The sequence below is a fragment of the Microbispora cellulosiformans genome (assembly GCF_008728085.1).
Classification (GTDB): domain Bacteria; phylum Actinomycetota; class Actinomycetes; order Streptosporangiales; family Streptosporangiaceae; genus Microbispora; species Microbispora amethystogenes.
The window spans coordinates 620,353-637,986 of sequence record NZ_VYTZ01000004.1 but is presented as its reverse complement, the minus strand read 5'-3'; the positions used below and the strand labels follow the sequence as shown (position 1 = coordinate 637,986).

Annotated in this window: 16 protein-coding genes; 4 read left to right on the top strand and 12 right to left on the bottom strand. The window is 72.7% G+C overall.

The genetic code is table 11. The features are described from left to right. Position 1: 1 nt before the first annotated feature. The 4 genes from F5972_RS14170 to F5972_RS14155 all read right to left on the bottom strand — a co-directional run bounded on the left by F5972_RS14170 (position 2) and on the right by F5972_RS14155 (position 5,679). The gene (locus tag F5972_RS14170) at positions 2–1,366 is read right to left on the bottom strand and encodes a cytochrome P450 (protein WP_191910104.1); all 1,365 of its coding nucleotides are present in this window, start codon (positions 1,364–1,366) and stop codon (positions 2–4) included. Then, entirely contained in the window at positions 1,360–2,406 is a 1,047-nt protein-coding gene (locus tag F5972_RS14165) for an alpha-hydroxy acid oxidase (protein ID WP_225311463.1), read from the bottom strand. Before F5972_RS14165 ends, F5972_RS14170 begins: the two co-directional genes overlap by 7 nt. Beyond that, entirely contained in the window at positions 2,403–3,971 is a 1,569-nt protein-coding gene (locus tag F5972_RS14160; protein WP_150933891.1) for an NAD(P)-binding domain-containing protein, read from the bottom strand. Before F5972_RS14160 ends, F5972_RS14165 begins: the two co-directional genes overlap by 4 nt. Positions 3,972–4,035: 64 nt before the next feature. Then, positions 4,036–5,679 (bottom strand): class I adenylate-forming enzyme family protein, encoded by a 1,644-nt coding sequence (locus F5972_RS14155; RefSeq protein ID WP_225311462.1) that lies wholly within the window; start codon positions 5,677–5,679, stop codon positions 4,036–4,038. A gap of 242 nt (positions 5,680–5,921) precedes the next feature. Between F5972_RS14155 and F5972_RS14150 the strand changes: the two genes are divergently transcribed. After that, complete coding sequence (locus tag F5972_RS14150; RefSeq protein ID WP_150933890.1) at positions 5,922–6,563, top strand: GNAT family N-acetyltransferase; 642 nt, start codon at positions 5,922–5,924, stop codon at positions 6,561–6,563. Here the strand turns inward: F5972_RS14150 and F5972_RS14145 are convergent. Continuing rightward, on the bottom strand, positions 6,560–6,970 hold the full coding sequence (locus tag F5972_RS14145; RefSeq protein WP_150933889.1) for a DUF2000 domain-containing protein: 411 nt from the start codon (positions 6,968–6,970) through the stop codon (positions 6,560–6,562). The two genes, F5972_RS14150 and F5972_RS14145, sit on opposite strands and share 4 nt — an antisense overlap. Before the next feature lie 66 nt (positions 6,971–7,036). Here F5972_RS14145 and F5972_RS14140 point away from each other — a divergent pair, with 66 nt between their 5' ends. After that, on the top strand, positions 7,037–7,954 hold the full coding sequence (locus F5972_RS14140; RefSeq protein ID WP_150933888.1) for an AraC family transcriptional regulator: 918 nt from the start codon (positions 7,037–7,039) through the stop codon (positions 7,952–7,954). Here the strand turns inward: F5972_RS14140 and F5972_RS14135 are convergent. The 5 genes from F5972_RS14135 to F5972_RS14115 all read right to left on the bottom strand — a co-directional run bounded on the left by F5972_RS14135 (position 7,896) and on the right by F5972_RS14115 (position 13,026). Further along, on the bottom strand, positions 7,896–8,357 hold the full coding sequence (locus tag F5972_RS14135) for a PPOX class F420-dependent oxidoreductase (RefSeq protein ID WP_150933887.1): 462 nt from the start codon (positions 8,355–8,357) through the stop codon (positions 7,896–7,898). The two genes, F5972_RS14140 and F5972_RS14135, sit on opposite strands and share 59 nt — an antisense overlap. Positions 8,358–8,548: 191 nt before the next feature. Continuing rightward, a complete protein-coding gene (locus F5972_RS14130) occupies positions 8,549–9,748 on the bottom strand; it encodes a hypothetical protein (RefSeq protein ID WP_150933886.1) in 1,200 nt (399 codons plus the stop codon). 200 nt (positions 9,749–9,948) lie between these two features. After that, positions 9,949–12,162 carry an ATP-binding protein gene (locus F5972_RS38825; protein WP_150933885.1) on the bottom strand — a complete coding sequence of 738 codons (2,214 nt, stop codon included), beginning with the start codon at positions 12,160–12,162 and terminating at the stop codon, positions 9,949–9,951. Positions 12,163–12,252: 90 nt separating this feature from the next. Further along, on the bottom strand, positions 12,253–12,480 hold the full coding sequence (locus F5972_RS14120; RefSeq protein WP_150933884.1) for a hypothetical protein: 228 nt from the start codon (positions 12,478–12,480) through the stop codon (positions 12,253–12,255). 72 nt (positions 12,481–12,552) lie between these two features. Continuing rightward, positions 12,553–13,026: an NUDIX domain-containing protein gene (locus F5972_RS14115; RefSeq protein WP_225311461.1), complete on the bottom strand. Its 474-nt coding sequence runs from the start codon at positions 13,024–13,026 to the stop codon at positions 12,553–12,555. A gap of 174 nt (positions 13,027–13,200) precedes the next feature. Here F5972_RS14115 and F5972_RS14110 point away from each other — a divergent pair, with 174 nt between their 5' ends. Together F5972_RS14110 and F5972_RS14105 are read left to right on the top strand one after the other, a co-directional pair. Further along, a complete protein-coding gene (locus F5972_RS14110) occupies positions 13,201–15,453 on the top strand; it encodes an MMPL family transporter (protein WP_150933882.1) in 2,253 nt (750 codons plus the stop codon). Positions 15,454–15,564: 111 nt separating this feature from the next. Beyond that, positions 15,565–16,794 (top strand): MFS transporter, encoded by a 1,230-nt coding sequence (locus F5972_RS14105; protein WP_225311460.1) that lies wholly within the window; start codon positions 15,565–15,567, stop codon positions 16,792–16,794. Here F5972_RS14105 and F5972_RS14100 read toward each other — a convergent pair. Together F5972_RS14100 and F5972_RS14095 are read right to left on the bottom strand one after the other, a co-directional pair. Then, positions 16,791–17,303, bottom strand: a complete 513-nt coding sequence (locus tag F5972_RS14100; protein WP_150933881.1) for a GNAT family N-acetyltransferase — start codon at positions 17,301–17,303, stop codon at positions 16,791–16,793. The genes F5972_RS14105 and F5972_RS14100 overlap by 4 nt on opposite strands. Then, complete coding sequence (locus F5972_RS14095) at positions 17,300–17,605, bottom strand: type II toxin-antitoxin system TacA family antitoxin (protein WP_150933880.1); 306 nt, start codon at positions 17,603–17,605, stop codon at positions 17,300–17,302. The genes F5972_RS14100 and F5972_RS14095 overlap by 4 nt, the downstream gene beginning before the upstream one ends. Between the last annotated feature and the right edge of the window lie 29 nt (positions 17,606–17,634).

The window sequence follows — 17,634 nt, the reverse complement described above, 5'->3', positions numbered from 1 at the left end:
CTCATGATCGGATGGCGTCGCCGGGAAGATCGGCGAAGTGGCGCTCGCACAGTCGCAGCCTCCGCGCGTCCCAGACCATGTAGGTGCCGAGGACGAGCTGCACAAGACTGCGCCAGAGGTTCTCCCAGTCGTCCCGGAACCGCATGAACAGCAACGTCAGGCGGTGTCCGGGCCCGCGCGGGGCCCCCAGGGGGGTGAGAAGGCAGGGTCCCCGGTTGGGCAGGGACCGGGTGTGGGCGGCGGTGGAGTCGAGCCGGTACGCCCGGAGGGTCTCCCGCACCGCGACCCGCATCATCAGGGGGGCGAGCCGCCAGGCCGGGCAGGGGCGGTTCGCCGGCATGCCGAACGGGATGTGGTTGAGCTCCCGGACCGGGGCGTGGCCGGGGGCGAAGCGCTCCGGATCGAAGCGCTCCGGATCGGGGAAACCGGCGCGGTGGAAGGAGGGGTAGTCGAAGCACAGCACCGAGCCGGCCGGGATCGCGGACCCCTCCCCGAGGGGGATGTCGCCGGTGGTGACGCGGTGCGCGATGCCGAAGAGCGGATAGACCCGCAGCGTCTCCGAGATCACCTGGTCGAGGTAGCGGTCGTCGCCGCCCCGCGCCCTGTCCTGGACCTCCGGATGCTGCGCGAGGGCCATCAGCACGTGCGCCGTGGCCTCCGACATCTGCACCACGGCGGTGTTGAAGAAGGCGCCCTGGAGATACAGCGCCTGCTCCCGGTCCGTCAGGCCGGGCGGGAGTTCCTGCCGCACCCGTGGCAGCGACTCGACGAGATACGCGGTCAGCCGGTCGCGCCGGTCCATGTGCCGCAGGCCGCAGCACTTCAGGGCGGTGACGACGTCGTCCGCGTTGCCGACGATCAGGTCGCGGGCGTACGGCGGGCACTCCTCGCCGAAGACGAGCTCGTAGGAGAACTCGGCCCACGCCGGCATCATCAGGTCACGCAGCCGGACCACGCCGCGCCTCTCCCGCCCCTGCCCATCCCGCAGCGTACGGGTGACGCAGCGGCGGGTGAGCTCCTCCGCCCGCGCCCGCGGCACGGACAGGATCCGGCGGGTGGCCAGGGCGACGGCGTCGTAGCGCTCTCCCTCCTCCAGATGTTCCTGGTGCATCTCGGGCCCCGGCGACAGCCAGTACCAGAACAGGTCCGACAGGGCGGCGCCCCTGCTGCGGCCGGAGGCCGCCGGGTGGGAGTAGACCTCCCTGAACCGATCGACGCCGACGAGGTCTCCCGGGACCGGGATGCTCTCGTCGCCGTTGATCCGGGTGAAGACCCACCCGCGCACCGCGACGACCCGCCCGGGGAGCCACCGGGGCAGGCTGATCACGACGAGGGCCGCGGCCGCCGCCCACAGCGCGGTCAGCACGGCCGCACCAGGTCGGGTCCGAGGTCCCGTACGGAGGCGACGCCGCACAGGGCGAGCGCGTGCTCGATCTCGTCGCGGAGCAGCCCGAGCACGCGCGCCGCGCCGCGCTCGCCGTCCGCCGCGAGGCCCCAGATCACCGGACGGCCCACCGCGACGGCGGACGCGCCGAGTGCCAGCGCCTTCACCACGTCGGTGCCGCGCCGGATCCCCCCGTCCACCAGCACGGGTACGGCGCCGCCGACGGCGGCGGCGATCGCCGGCAGCAGGTCGACGGCGGCCGGGACGGTGTCGAGCTGCCGTCCGCCGTGGTTCGACACGTACAGCGCCGACACGCCGTGGTCGAGGGCGAGGCAGGCGTCGGCGGGGTGGGTGACGCCCTTGAGCACGATCGGCAGCCGGGTCATCCGCCGCAGCAGGTCGACGTGCTCCCAGCCGATCTCCGGCGACATGACGATGGACCGCACCCGGTCGCCGTCGCGCAGGTTCTCGCAGCACATGCCGTCGGGCAGGTCGTCGAAGCCGTTGCGGGCGTCCCGGTCCCGCCGCCCCCGGGCTGGGGAGTCGACCGTGACGACCAGCGCCGCGCAGCCGGCCGCCTCCGCCCGCCGGACGATCGCCTCGGTGAAGTCCATGTCCGGCTGGAGGTAGAGCTGGAACCACAGGGTGACGCCCGACGCGGCGGACGCGACGTCCTCGACGGCCATGGTCGAGGCCATGCTCACGATCATGACGGTGCCCGCGGTGGCCGCCGCACGGGCCGTGGCCCGCTCGCCCTCGGGATCGGCCAGCCGGTGGAACGCGGTCGGCGCCACCAGCACGGGCATGGCCAGGGAGCTGCCGAGCAGGGTGACCCCGGTCCGGGGGCTCCCCGCGCCGCGCAGCACGCGCGGCAGCAGCGCGAGCCGGGCGAACGCCGTCTCGTTGGCCCGCAGGGTGATCTCCTCGCCGGCCCCGCCGGCGAAGTAGTCGTAGTGGGCGGGGGCGAGGCGGTCGCGGGCCGCCGCCTCGTACTCCCCGATGGTCGTGAGCACGGTCGTCACACCGAGACCGGGATGCTGTGGTGCTGGAAGAAGTCCCGCAGCGGGTTGAGATGCACCTGCTCGGACGTCCAGTCGTTCTCCAGGTTCTCGGTGACGTGGTGGACCGCCTCCACCACGCCGTTCCGGAAGCGGCGCACCACGGGGTGGAGGTAGTGGCCCTCGTGCGCGCGCTCCGCGTCGCTCTGGGTGATCCGCCCCACCGAGATGTCGAAGGGGTCCACCTGGTCGTGGCCGGGGCCGTACTCCAGCGTGACGGCGAAGTGACCCTGGTCGCCGACCGGTGGCCCCTGCAGGTCGAGCGGCACCTCCTCCAGGTAGCGCGCGCCGCCGCGGCCGTCGGGCACGATGACGTCGGCCAGCACCCCGAACTGCTGCCACAGCGCCGAACTGCGGTTGACCCGTTCGAGCACGGCCGCCGCGAGCGCGCCGGGCTCGGCGGGCAGGTCGCGACCCGGCCACTCCACGCCGTGGTACCGCGCCTCCAGGGCCCGGTGCAGGGCGCGCACGCCGTACCGGAACCCGTGGATGAACCCGCTGGTCCCCCGCTTGAAGTCGCGCGACTGGGTGATCGTCCCGGCGAAGTGGAGATCCGGCACGTTGACCGACTCGAACGCCGGGGTCAGCGCCGGGAACCTGTCGTTGATCGCCAGCTCCGGCCGGCATTCGGGAGCGAAGATCGAGGGGTCGAACCGGAATCCGGTGCAGACGATCACCCGGTCGTACGGGATGTCCTTGGTGACCTCGTCGGCCCGGACGAACGCCACGGTCACCAGGTAGGAGCCGTCGGCCCGGCGCTCGATGCGCCGGACGTCGCCGTCCAGCACGGCGTTCTGCAGCTTGAGCTGGTAGGTGTCGAGGAAGTTGTTGTTGTACGCGCGCAGGTGCCCGACGAAGTGCGTCCGCCAGGCCAGCTTGACCGAGTGCGGCCCGGCCACGTGGATGACCGCGGCCGTCTCGATGAGGTTGTCGGCGGTCTCGAAGGCCGAGTTGGCCTTGCCGATGATCAGCACCCGCTTGTTCGTGTAGTCGGCGGGATCGACGGAGACGTCGCCGTACTGTTCGGCGGTCTCGACGCCGGGGATCGGCGGGACGTTGGGCAGGGTGACCCCCGTCGCGACGATCACCCGCCGGGCCTGGTACGTCCGGCCGCGCTCGTCGGTCACCGTGAACGGGCCGCCGGGCTCCGGGCGCGCGACCTCGGCGACCCGCGCGTCGTACGTGATGTGCGACTCCAGGGTGGCGGCGAAGTCCTCCAGGTAGCGAACCATGTCGTCGGCGTCGGGGAAGTAGCGGTCGCTGTATTGGGTGAACAGGAGCCGGGGGTCGTCGGACAGCAGCGAGTTCCAGTCCATCCGGAGGTTGAGCTCCGGGTCGTCCCAGCCGGTGTACTTCTTGTTGATGGAGATCAGCTTCCGGTGGCGGGGGAAGGTCCGGAAGAACGCGCCCGGCGCGGGCGTCGCCTCCAGGATCCGGTAGCTCCGCCCCGCCCGGTGCAGGAAATGGCCCATCTGCAGGCCCGCCGGTCCGGCGCCGATCACCAGGTAGTCAAGGGTCTCTTCCGGCACTGCCGCCTCCCTCGCTGGGTGGTTGAAGTTTCACCAGTGTTGGCGGGGGATTCTCAGAAATCTCTCAGAGCGCTACCGGCGGGTGCCGCTCCAGCAGGGCGCGCTTGTCCGGTTTGCCGCTCGCCGCGACCGGTACGCCGGGCACCATCGTGATCGTCCGGGGCACGCTGTCCGCGCCGAGTTCGGCGCGGACCAGGGCGGTGAGGACGGCGGGGTCCGGCGCGCGGCCGGGCACGGGGACGACGAAGGCGTGGACGGCCTCCCCGGTCCGCTCGTCCGGCGCGCCGGTCACGTACGCCTCGGCCACGTCCGGGTGCCCGGCCAGCACCCGCTCGATGGGCCCCGCGTAGACGACGATCGCGTTGACGATGACGACGTCCCTGGTCCGGCCGGCCAGATAGAGCAGGCCCGCGTCGTCGAGGCGGCCGAGGTCGCGGGTGCGCAGCCAGCCGTCCCGCAGCACGTCGCGGGTCTCCTCCGGCTGTCCCCGGTAGCCCGTCATCAGGAAGGGGCTGCGCACGTGGACCTCACCGGTGCGTCCCGTCTCGACCGGGCGGCCCTCCTCGTCGCGCACGCTGATCTCGACGCTGGGGTGGGCACGGCCGACGGAGTCCGGCGCGCGGCCGAGGTCGCCGGGGTTGAGGATCGCGATCATCCCGGCCTCGGTCGCGCCGTACCCCTGGTAGACGACGGGGCCGAGCCGGTCCGCCGCCTCCCGCATCCGGTGCGGGCTGACGGGCGATCCGGCGACCATCAGCATGCGCAGGCTGCCGACGTCGGCCCGCTCCTCGCGGAGCAGGTCGAGCATCTGGCACAGCCGGGGCGGGGTCACGATGGCGCTGGTGATGCGGTGACGCTCGACCGCGTACGGGAACAGCGGCCGGCCGTCGTCCTCCGGGATGACCGCGGTGCCCCCGCCGAGCAGGCACGGCGCGAGGAAGTCCAGCACCACCTGGCTGGCCAGGGTGCCGAACAGCATGTGCCGCCCGAACCTGTCGGCGAAGCCGGGCTCGACCGACGACCAGACGCGTGGCCAGGACCAGTGCGCGCCGAGGCCGCGATAGCTGAGCACGCAGCCCTTCGGCTCGCCGGTGCTGCCGCTGGTGAAGGTCAGCAGGGCCACGTCGTCCGGACGCGCCGTGACGGCGGGGATCGGGCTGCCGCCTCCTCCTGGTGCGGCGAGGATGTCGACGGCGGCGGGCACACCGGCGACGGGACCGAGCGACAGCACCGTGGCCGGCCCGGCCGCGCCCAGCACGTCCGGGGTCGCGGACGCCGGGTCGACGACCACCGCGTCGACTCCCGTTTCGCCTCCCGCGTCGGCTCCCGCCCCGACTCCCGGCCCGAGGACGTGCGCGAGCTGGCGGGGCGTGTATCCGGGCTTCACCGCCACGACGCGGCAGCCCAGCACGTGCGCGGCGATCTGGGCGGCGAACGCCTCCGGCGTCACCCCGGTCCGTACGGCGACGCCCCGGCCGGGGCCGAGGCCCGCCTCCCGCATCGCCACGGCCATGCGCCCGATGAGGTCCAGCAGCTCACCCCGGGAGACGGTCCTGTCCCCCTGTTCGAAGGCCGGGCTGCCGGGCGCGCTCCGCAGCGCGTCCAGGAGGACCTGCGGAAACACCCCGCCCTCTGCCTCGGTCTCGGTCTCGGTCTCGGCGGGCTCGGCGGTGTCGGCGGGCAAGGGGGGTGCGACGGGATCGTGCACGTCCGGCTCCTTCGTCTCGCGGGCGCCCTGCCGCGGCGACGCCGTCGGCCGCGGCGCGGGTGCCGGTGTGCCACCGGCCTCACGCCCGCCGACGGTAGGAGGCGCACATCAGAGCCGCATCAGAGCCGAATCAGAGCGCCTCGTTCCGGGTCCGCGGCGGTCGCGATCACTCCGAGGCCCGTGGAAGGCCGTTCGTGGAAATCGGGGTGCGGCGAGGCGCACGGTCTTGTCAGGATCGGCGCATGCGACACTGGCCGCTCTTCGCGCTCAGGGTGACGACTCCCCGGCTGGAACTCCGGCTGCCGACCCTGGACGACCTCGACGCGCTCGCCGACCGCGCGGCGGAAGGCGTCCACGAGCCCGGGGGGATGCCGTTCGGCGTGCCGTGGACGGACGCCCCGCCGGACGAGCGCGCCCGCTCGACCGTCCAGATTCACTTCCGGCAGTGGGGCGCCTGGTCGCCCGACGACTGGAGTTGCAGCTTCGTCGTCGCCTGGGAGGGCCGGATCGTCGGCACGCAGGAGATGGCGGGCCGCGACTTCGCGTACACCCGGGAGATCTCCACCGGTTCCTGGCTGGGCCTGCGCTTCCAGGACAAGGGCATCGGCACCGAGATGCGCGCCGCCGTCCTGCACCTCGCGTTCGCCGGGCTCGGGGCGCGCCACGCGACGTCGTCGGCCTTCGTCGACAACCCCCGATCGCTCGCCGTGTCGCGCAAGCTCGGCTACCGCGACGACGGCATTGAAGTGCACCGGCGCCGGGACGGGGCGGCTCAGCAGCAACGGGTGCGGCTGGCCCGCGAGGACTGGACGGCCCGGGCAGGGTTCGAGATCCACGGCCTCGACCCCTGCCTGCCCCTGTTCGGGCTCCCCCCGCGCGCTTAGGCGTGCAGGGCGAGCCCCTTGAGCGTCTTGTCGACGGCGTTCCTGGGGCCGTACACGGCCAGGCCGACGAGTGACATCTCCCCGGGCGTCACGGCCCGTACGGCGGCGCGGTTGTCCGCGTCGTTGCCGGTCTTGAACATCTCCTCGATGTAGACGGCGACGTCGAGCCCCCGTTCGACGGCGCGCTCGCGCACCCGGGCCAGCTCCGCCGCGTCCGCCGCGTAGACGAGGACGGGCTGGCGGAACATGGGCAGGTAGGAGGTGCCCGAGCCGTCCTCGTACGGCTCGCCGATCACCTCGGGGACTCCCCCGGCGACCGCGCTCGCCAGGAACGCCGTCACGTTGAGCTTCTGCCAGTCGGCCAGGTCCCCGCACACGACGATGCCGATCTTGGTGGTGAAACGCATGGGTCCAGGCTGGCCGGGACCGCGACACCGGGTCTTGTACGCTCGTGCGCCGCGGGCGAGGCCACAATGAACGGTGTGGCACAGGACTGGTCCCGCTACCGGCGCTCCCCCGGCCTGCCGCTGGAGACGATGCACGCGCACTTCACCCGGCACGTGTACCACCGGCACAGCCACGAGTCCTACTCCTTCGGCATGACCGAGGATGGCGCGCAGTCCTTCACCTGCCGGGGCGCCGCGCACACGAGCGTCTCGGGCATGCTCATGGCGTTCAACCCCGACGACCCGCACGACGGCCACGCCGCCGACCTGCTCGGCTTCACCTACCGGATCGTCCACGTCGGGCCGGAACTGGTCGCCTCCGTGCTGGACGACGCGACCGGAAGGGAGACCGGCCTGCCGCTGTTCGCCCGGCCTGTCGTCCGCGACGCGGCGCTCGCGACCCGGCTGCGCGCCCTGAGCGGAGCCCTGCTCGGCGACGTGGACGACCTCCGGCGTTACGACCTGCTGAGCACCGCGATCATGTCGGTGGTCCGGCGCGCCGCCGTCCGTCCCGTACGGCCGCAGGACGTGACGCGGGCGGACGCACGGGACATCGCCGAGCGGGTGCGGCGGCATCTCCACGACACGCACTCGCCCGGCTCCGGGGCGGCCGAGGCCACCGCCGAGGTCACCGCGGACGATCTCGCGGCGCTGACCGGGCGGAGCCGGTTCGCCGTCTATCGGGCCTTCAGATCCGTGTACGGCATGCCGCCCAGCGACTACCAGCGCCTGCTCCGGCTGCGTACGGCCCGGCGGCTGATCGCGGAGGGCCGCCCGCTCGGCGAGGTGGCGGCGGTCGCCGGGTTCGCCGACCAGAGCCATCTCACCCGCTGGTTCGTCCGCTGCTACGGCATCAGCCCTGGGGAATACCGCGCGGCGGGGCCGGTCAGGCCAGGCGCGGCGGGAAGCCGCCGGTGGCCACCGGACCCCAGGAGATCGGGGTGATCCGCAGCAGCGACTTGCCCTGCCGGACCATCGCCGCGCGATACTCCTCCCAGTCGGGGTGCTCGCCCGAGATCGAGCGGTAGTACTCGACCAGCGGCTCAAGGGCGTCGGGCAGGTCGAGCACCTCGGCGGCGCCGTCCACCTGCACCCACGGCCCGTCGAAGTCGTCCGACAGCACGACCACGCTGACGCGGGGGTCGCGGCGGGCGTTGCGGGTCTTGGCCCGCTCGGGATACGTCGAGACGACGATGCGCCCCTCGGGGTCGACGCCGCAGGACACCGGGGACGCCTGCGGCCCGCCGCCGCTTCTCGTCGTGATCAGGATGGCCTTGTGGCGGTCACGGACGAAGTCGAGCAGTTGTTCACGGGAGACGGTCTCGGCGGTCGCGATCCTGGGACTCATGACGCAACTCTAGTAACCGTCCCCCGCCTCGACATGACCTGCCCAGCCGGGCTCGCCACGCCGAGGCGGGGGTGCGAGTCACGGCCTCGACGGGACTCGCCCGAGCGGGGCTGCCACGTCGAGGCGGGAGGACGCGGGCCGCCTCGACATGACCTGCCCAAGGGCCGCCACGTCGAGGCGGGGGGTGCGGGTTATCGCCTGCCGGGGCGGGATCGGCGACGGCGCGCCGCGGCCAGGAGCCCGGCGGCCAGCGCCAGCAGACCGGCCCCCACGGCGGCCAGGGCCGCCATCGGCGCGCCCGTGAACGGCAGGCCGCCCCCACCCTGAGCCCCGCTCTTAGCCCCGGCCGGCGCTTCCGGAGCGTCAGCGGCCTCCGGGGCGTCCCCGTCCTCTGCGTCCCCGTCCTCGGTGTCCCCCTCCTCCGAGGCGCAGTCCTCGCCAGAACAGCCGTGATCCTCGTGACCCGGCGCGCCGTGTTCACCCGCCGGCGCCCCGGCCTGCTCCCCGCCGGCCTCCACGGGCCGCCCAGCGATCGGAGGCTCCTGCTCACCTCTGTCGCCGGTGCCGGGATTCACAGAAAATCCGTCCGGGAGATCGGAGAAGTTGTTCGCCGAATGAGCCGCGGGATTGTTCGCGAAAGCACCTTGGGGCCAACCGATGAAGTCGGTGCCGAAGGGCGCGTTTCCGCACTGCCCCCCGGTGCAGTCCCCATTGTCGTCGTCCGCGCGCGGCTTGCCGGAGCCACTCAGGGGAATCAGGACGGGCCGCACTTCGGTGCCCTGCTCGTCACATCCGTCCCCACATGCCTTCGATATCGCGGCCAATGCGGCGCGCTCGATGATGCGGGCCAGTTTCGCCGCGCCCCTGGCGGTTTCGACAGCGTGAGTGGCCACCCGGGCCGCCCTGGAAGCCGTCCTCGCCGTGGGCGGAGAGATGCCGGCGAACGTGCGGGCGAGATCCCGGGCCTCCGCAGCGACCTTGGCGGCCTTGGCCGCGATCGCGTCCGCCTCGGCGGCGAGCCTCGCCGCCTCTGCCGCGATCTCCCTGGCCTCCGCGCTGCTCACCCGGGGAGACGAAGCCGCTCGGGAGGTCCCCGTGGCGCCGGTGGTCCGGAAGGGGATGGTGGCGCCGAAGTTCACGATGCAGGCCTCGACGCCGAAGAGCCGGAAGCAGAGCCGGTCGACCCGGCGTCTGACGTCCGTCGCCGCGGCGTCGAGCTCGATCGCCAATCGGAGAAGCGCTTCGGCCCGCCCGAACTCCGGTGGCAGCGGCGGCGGGGTGGGCGGATAATCCTGGGTGGTCGAGGCGCTTACCGCTGCCGGAACGCCGAGTGTCGGCCCGCATATCATCGTCACTGCCGCGACAGCGAGCAGCACGCCGTTCTTGAGCATTTCCCATCCCGATAAGGTGAGCTAAGGGCAGTTCGGCCGCGAATTCCGTGAAAGGCGGTGTTGTCCGGAACGGTATGTCGCGAACCGGGGGAACACCCGCGCGGCAGGCGAGCCTTGCTGATTCCTTGTCGGCACATCTCCGGGTGTTGGCGGTCGCGACGAACCGGCCGCACGGGATTCGCACCCCTCCGAACCCGTCCTCAGACGGCCGTCCTCCCGTTGACCCAGGCAGCGACCTGCACCCGTGAACTGAACCCCAGCTTGTCGAGGATGTGCTCGATGTGGCCCTCGGCGGTGCGCTGCGAGATGACCAGCCTGCCCGCGATGTCCTTGTTGCTCAGGCCTTCCGCCACAAGCCGCGCGATCTCGGTCTCCCTGCGGGTCAGCGGCCCGATCTTCCCGGGCGCCTGGGCGGCGGGCGGCCTGTTCGTCAGGGCGTACGCGACCGCCTCGCCCGGCGGCATGGCCGCACCCCAGGCGAGCGCGCCCCGGAAGGCGGTCTCGCCGAGCCCCGTACGGGTGGCCGCCACGCACGCGTCGCGGAAGCGGCTCAGGTAGCCGAACTCCCCCATGCGCGACCCGGCAGCCACCCAGACGGCATCGGCCGCGCCCAGCAGCCGGGCCGCCCGCTCGTGGTCGCGGGCCCCCGCCGCGAACCAGGCGTGGGCCTCCAGGTTCACGCCCAGGCCGAGCCGGTCGTCCAGCAGGGCGCTGTGCCGCAGGCTCTCGTCGCCGTGCTCCACGGCCGCCCGCATGTCGCCCCGGCGCCAGGCGGAGATCGACAGCGCGAGCAGCGCGTACGCCCGGTGCCGGCCCTCGCCGTACAGGTCGCACAGGGCCACGCACTCCTCGGCGAGGTCGCGGGCCGCGGCGCGGCCGAGGGACGCGTTCGCCAGGGCGAGCCGGCTGAGGGCGAGCGCGAGGCCGACGGGGTCGCCGACGGCGCGGTGGGCCCGTACGGCCTCCTCGTACCACCGCATGCCGGCGCGCAGGTCACCCCCGCGGACGGCGGTCATGCCGGTGAGGAACGCGACGTGGCCGCGGATCCCGCGCAGCCCGAGCCGTCCGGCGATCGCCCCGGCCTCCTCCAGCCGCGCGGCCGCGGTGGTGCGGTCCCCGGCGAGCAGGGCGATCCAGGCTCCCGCCCACAGGCCGTGGGCGCGCGCCTCACCCGGATCCGTCTGGGCGGCCAGGCCCCGGTCGAACCAGCCCGCCCCCTCCGGCAGGTGGTGACCGCTCCAGTGGTACAGCAGCTCCGCGATCATCGTCAGGGCCGTCTCGGCCCCTCCCGGCTCGCGCAGCGACCAGTCCAGCGCCGTACGCAGGTCGGCGTGCTCGCGCCGGAGACGCTCCGTCCAGGACCGCTGCGCGGCGCCGGACGGCTCCGCCCAGGCCCGCGAGGTGATCCGGCGGTAGTAGTCGCGGTGCCGCCGGCGCAACGCCGCCTCCTCCCCGGACGCCGCCAGCAGCGCACGGCCGAACGCCCGGACCGTGTCCTGGAGGTGGTAGCGGACCACGCCGTCGTGCTCACGCCCGTCGTGTTCACGGGGGCGCAGGACCGACGCGCCGGCCAGACCGGCGACCAGCGCGGGCACATCCTCCCGGGCGATGCCGTCCCCGGCGCACACGTGCCCGGCCGCCTCGAGGTCCACGCCGCCGCTGAAGACGGAGACCCGCCGCCACAGCAGCCGTTCCCCGGGTGTGCACAGATCGTGGCTCCACTCGAACAGCGCCTGCGGCACGCGCCCGTGCCGGAGCCGGTCGTCCAGCCCCCGCAGCACCTGCCGCGCCGGCAGGTCGCGCAGCCGTACGGCGGTCATCTCGATCGCCAGGGGCAGCCCGCCGAGGCGGCGGCAGATCTCGGCCGTCTCAGCCCCGGCCGTCTCGAACCCCGGCGCGACGGCGGCGGCGCGATCCGCGAACAGCCGCACCGCGTCCGGCTCCGGGAGCGGGGCGAGTTCGACGACCCGCTCGCCCGGAAGGCCGAGCGGCCGCCTGCCGGTGGCCAGGACCCGCAGCTCGGGAAGCGCGCGGACCAGCGTGTCCACGAACGGCGCGCACCCGGGGAGAAGGCGCTCGCAGTTGTCGAGCACGACCAGGGCCGGCCCGCCGCGCAGCCCGTCGATCACCGCCTGCAGCGGCGGCCTGGCCGAGTGGCCCGCGACCGGCAGGGCATCGCCCACGGCGTACGCCAGCAGCGCGGGATCCTCCAGGGCGGCGAGCTCGGCCACCCGGACGCCGCCGGGGAAGCTCCCGCCGGCCTCCTCGGCCGCCCGCAGGGCGAGGCGGGTCTTGCCGACGCCGCCCACGCCCACCACGTTGACCACGCGGGCGGTCGCCAGCAGGCGGCCGATCTCGGCCAGCTCGGGCCCGCGCCCGACGAAGCTCGCGCCTCCCGGTCCCCCAGCGGTCATGACGCCCATGCCGCCCCCGTCGTCCGTACGCCAGTGGCCTCTACCAGCGTACTTTCCCCGTCAGGCCGGGGAGGTGGGCGCGGCCGTCACTCAGGCGGAGCCCATCCGCCGCAGGATCTGCTCGCGCCTGACCTGCAGGTCGTCGATCAGCGCCTCCTGCTGTTCGACGTTGGTCAGCAGGGTGGCCCGCTCCGCCATGTCGGTCGGCGCGTCCCAGCTCTGCCCGATCTCCTCGCGCATCTGCGCGCTCTCCTTGCGCATGCGCTCGATCTGCGCGTCCAGCTCCTCAAGCTCCTTCTTGAGCTCCGGATCACCCATGCCACACCGTCCCGCTTCCGTCACTCGCGCTCGTCGTTCCGTTCGCCCACCCCATTTCCACGCGGAGGAGAACTATTCGAGGACGGAGCCGCAGAGGTACTCGGTCGTGCCGTGCTCCCGCGCCCGCTCCGCGGCGGTCAGCCGGGCCAGCAGGTACGCCGGGAGGAGCGGGGCGGCCTGCTCGGCGGTGAAGAATCCGTAGTCCTCCAGTTCCTCCTCCTGGAGCACCATGCCGGCGCCGTCCTCCACGACCCCACAGTCGAACAGGAAGTGGACCAGCGGAACCGGCCGGTCGTCGAGCGGCGGCACCCAGTGGACGACGAGCAGGCGGCCCACCGGCCGGACCAGGCTCAGCTCCTCGGCCAGCTCCCGGCGGCAGGCCTCCTCGGGCGACTCGCCCTCGTCGACGTGCCCGCCCGGCCAGCCCCAGTGGTCGCGGTAGCCCGGCTTGACGAGCAGGACCCGGCCCGAGGGATCGGTGACGAACCCGGCCGCCGCGGCGGCCACCTTGAACAGGCCCGCGTAGAAGGCCTCCGCCGGTATCACCGCAGTTCCGATCGCATGTCCCTGAGCCTAGTCGGGGACGTCCCCTAGATCGTGGGGAGGAGGAACGTACGCCCCGGGCAGTACGCGCGATCTGGTCTGCGCGCCCGATGTACCCCCCTTGATCGACTTCTACCGTCGAGACAGACGTGAAGAGGTCCGTGAAAAGGGGAGGTCATGAGAGGCCGCAGGAACATCGCCGCCGCCATCGGTGGCTGGAGCGCGCGCCACCGCTGGGCGGCGCTGCTCATCTGGATCGCGTTCGTCGCCCTGGCGACGGTCGCGGGCAACGCCGCCGGCACGGTGGAGATGCGCGGCTACGAATCCGCGAACGGCGACTCCCGCCAGGCGGAGCAGATCCTCGACGGCGCGGGGTTCAAGAACGTGGCCGGCGAGATCGTGCTGGTCCAGTCGCGTACGGGGACGCTGACCATCGCCGACCCGGCCTTCCGCCGGGCGGTCGAGGACGTCAGGAAGGCCGTCGAGGCCACCGGCCAGGTCGAGCACGTGCGCACGCCGTACGACAAGGAGCCCTCGCCGGTGACGCAGGACCGGCGGACGACGCTGGTGCAGTTCGACATGAAGGGCGACGGCGGCACGGCGGAGGAGCGGATCCAGCCGGTGCTCGACGCGGTGGCCCGGGTGCAGGGGGCGCATCCGGACCTGCGCGTGGAGGAGGCCGGATCGGCCAGCGCGGACAAGCTGATCGGTGAGGCGATCGACAAGGACTTCGTCCGTGCCGAGCAGCTTTCGCTGCCCATCACGATCGGGATCCTGCTCGCCGCGTTCGGCGCGCTGCTGGCGGCGATCGTGCCGGTCGCGCTCGCGATGACCGCGATCTTCGCCGCGACGGGCCTGCTGGCCTTCACCAGCCACCTCCTGCACGTCGACTCCGCCACGAGCAACGTCATGCTGCTCATCGGCCTCGCCGTCGGGGTCGATTACAGCCTCTTCTACATAATGAGAGAAAGGGAAGAAAGGGCGCGGGGCCGGAGCAAGAAGCGGGCCATCGAGATCGCGGCGGCCACCTCGGGACGCGCCGTGCTGATCTCCGGCATCACCGTCATCGTCGCCATGGCGGGCATGTTCCTCACCGGCAACGGCGTCTTCATGGGCTTCGCCGAGGGCACGATCCTCGTGGTGCTCACGGCCGTCGTCGGCTCGCTGACGGTCCTGCCCGCCCTGCTCTCGCTGATCGGCGACAGGATCGACGCCCGGCTGGTCCACGGCGTCGTACGGGTCGTCACCGGCGGCCGGGTGACCTGGCGCCGGATCCTCGGCGTGCGCGGCGGCGAGAGCCGGGTCTGGGGGGCGGTCATGCGGCCGGTGCTGCGCCACCCGCTCGTCTCGGTGCTCCTCGCCGGCGGCCTGCTCGTGGGCCTCGCGATCCCCGCCTTCCAGCTGAAGACCGGGACGCAGACCATCGACGACCTGCAGGGCGACTACCAGATCGCCGAGACGTTCAAGCGGATCGACAAGGCGTTCCCCGGCGGCAACGAGCCCGCGGTCGTCGTGGTCGAGGCCGCCGACGTGACGACGCCCGCGTTCACCGCGAAGATCGAGGACTTCAAGCGGCGGGCCCTCGCCACCGGCGAGGCCAACGAGCCGTTCGCCGTCGCGGTCAACCCCGCGAAGACCGTGGCGAAGATCAGTATCGGCATCAAGGGCACCGGCGCGGACGAGGTGTCCGAGCACGCGATCCGCACGCTGCGCGACGAGGTCGTGCCGGCCGCCCTCCCCGGCGCGCACGTCACCGGCAACACCGCGGGCTCGATGGACTTCAACGAGCAACTCGGCCGCAGGATCCCGCTGGTGTTCGCGTTCGTGCTGCTGCTGGCCTTCGTGCTGCTGCTGGTGTCGTTCCGCTCGCTGGTCGTGGCGGTCAAGGCCATCGCGCTCAACCTGCTGTCCGTCGCCGCGGCGTACGGCGTGCTCGTGCTGGTCTTCCAGAAGGGGTACGGCGAGAGCCTGCTGGGCTTCCACTCGACCGGGGCGATCACCAACTGGCTGCCGCTGTTCCTGTTCGTGATCCTCTTCGGGCTGTCGATGGACTACCACGTGTTCATCCTCAGCCGGATCAGGGAGGCGTACGACAAGGGCATGAGCACCGAGGACGCCGTGGCGTTCGGGATCAGGAGCACGGCGGCCGTCGTGACGAGCGCCGCGCTCATCATGGTGGCGGTGTTCTCGACGTTCGCCACGCTGTCGCTGCTGACGTTCATGCAGATGGGCATCGGCCTCGCGGTGGCGGTACTGATCGACGCGACGATCGTCCGGGCGGTGCTGCTGCCGGCCACGATGAAGCTGCTCGGCGACTGGAACTGGTATCTGCCGCGCTGGCTCGGCTGGCTCCCGCGACTCTCGCACGGGGACGACGCGGCCGAGGAGGCCCCGGAAACTCCCGAGGAGCGGGTCCCCGCCCTCGTCTGACCCACGCGACGCCCGCGCCGGGACGGTCCCAGCCGTCCCGGCGTCGGCGTGTCCGGGGTCACACCCGGCCACACAAGGGGCAAGAAGGCCACAACGGTAAAATTCGTCTACGTGGTGCATACGGGCGAGAACAGTCGAACACCACTGATCTATTGGGCCGCCGGTGTGCTCGCGTACATGATCGCGGTCTTCCACCGCCAGTCGCTCGGCGTGACCGGCATCGACGCGGCGGCGAGGTTCGGGGTCGGGTCGGCGGCGCTGTCCACCCTCGCGATGCTGCAACTGCTCGTCTACGCGGCCATGCAGATCCCCGTCGGAGTGCTGGTCGACCGCCTGGGCTCCCGGCGGATGCTGCTCGCCGGCGCCGCGGTGATGGCCCTCGGCCAGCTTCTGTTCGCCGTCTCGGCCGATCTCACCACGGCCGCCGCCGGGCGGGTGCTGGTCGGCTGCGGCGACGCCATGACGTTCATCAGCGTGATCCGGGTGGTCAACGTCTGGTTCCCGCCCCGCCGCAACCCGCTGATCGTGCAGCTCACCGGCATCCTCGGCCAGTTCGGCGCGGTCGTGTCGGCCGTACCGCTGATCACCTCGCTGCACGCGTACGGCTGGACGCCGACCTTCCTGTGGGCGGCGGGCCTTGGCGGGGTGGCCCTGGTCGCCGTCGCGGCCGGGCTGCGCGACCGGCGGCCCGAACGCGCTCCGGCGGCGTCGGGAGTGCGCGCCGCCTGGGCCGAGCCGGGCACCCGCCTCGGCATGTGGACCCACGCCGCCACCTCGTCGTCGGCTGCGGCGTTCACCCTCCTGTGGGGATATCCGTACCTGGTGCAGGGCCAGGGCCTGTCCCCCCGGACGGCCGGGACGCTGCTGACCGCGCTGACCCTGCTCGCCATGGCCTGCGGGCCGCTGCTCGGCCACCTCGCCGGCCGCTTCCCGCTGCGCCGCTCGTGGATGGTGCTGACGATCATCGGTGCCACGGCCGGCGCGTGGACGCTCGTCCTGCTGTGGCCCGGCCGCGCCCCCGTCTGGACCCTCGGGCTCCTCATGATGGCCCTCGCCACGAACGGGCCCGGCTCGGTCATCGGCTTCGACTACGCCAGGACCTTCAACCCCGCCGAACGCATCGGCGTCGCCACCGGGATCGTCAACGGCGGCGGCTTCGCGGCCTCGATGTCTCTGATCGCGCTCATCGGCGTCACGATGGACCTCCAGGGCGGCTACCGCTGGGCCTTCGCCGTGCAGTACCCCATCTGGCTGCTCGGCGCCGTCCAGGTCATGCGCTACCGCACCCGCGCCCGCCGCCGCGCCTCCACTCCCCTCACCCCCACCCCAGCCCCCGCCTAACCGCCCGGGAACGCCCGCCGCAGGTCCTTCATGAGCAGCAGGAGGTGCAGCGGATCGCTCGGGCTCCGCTCGAACGCGGCGAGCCGCAGGTAGAAGGCCCGGGCCGTCTCGCTCTCGCAGTGGATGAGCATGGCTCGGACACCGATCTGGTCGGCCACCCGCGCCACCCTGCGGAAGGCGTCCACCACCAGCGCTCGTCCCAGTCCGACCCCCTGTGCGGCCCTGTCCACACCCAACCGCGCCAGGATGACGACGGGCTGATCGCGACGACCTGCCCCCTTGAGCAGCCGTGCGGGGGCCGCCGCCGAACCGACGCTCCCGGCCGCGAGCGCGTAGTAACCCATCACTCTGTGGGACCCGGCGTCGCGAACGACGTACACACGGCACCCTCCACTCGCGTGCGCCTGCGGCGCATGCCGTGTCAGCCACTCGCTCTGAGCGGGAGAGCCGCAGTCGAAGCCGTCGAGGTCGTCGTCGCGTGCGATGGACGACACCTGCGACAGCTTCACGGGTTCTCGTCCAGCAGCGTCGGGGTTCGCATGAGCTCGGCCAGCCCCGGCACGTCACGGGGCTCCCGGGACAGAGCCGTGTCGAAGGCCCGCCACTGCTCCTCGTCGAGGCGGAAACCCGTGCGGTCCGCCAGCAGTTCGCGAGCGGCCGTGGTCGCGGCGCCGAGCACGAAAGAGGAAACGGTGTCCCCCGCGACCTCGCTCGCGCTCTCCAGCAGCCGCTTGGTCTCCCCGTCCACGCGCAGGTTGATGCGCTCCTCCTTGGCACCCACGACCAGAGCGTACGTACGTTGTGCAGCCATGGCCAAGAGCCTAGTAAGAAGATGGCGCT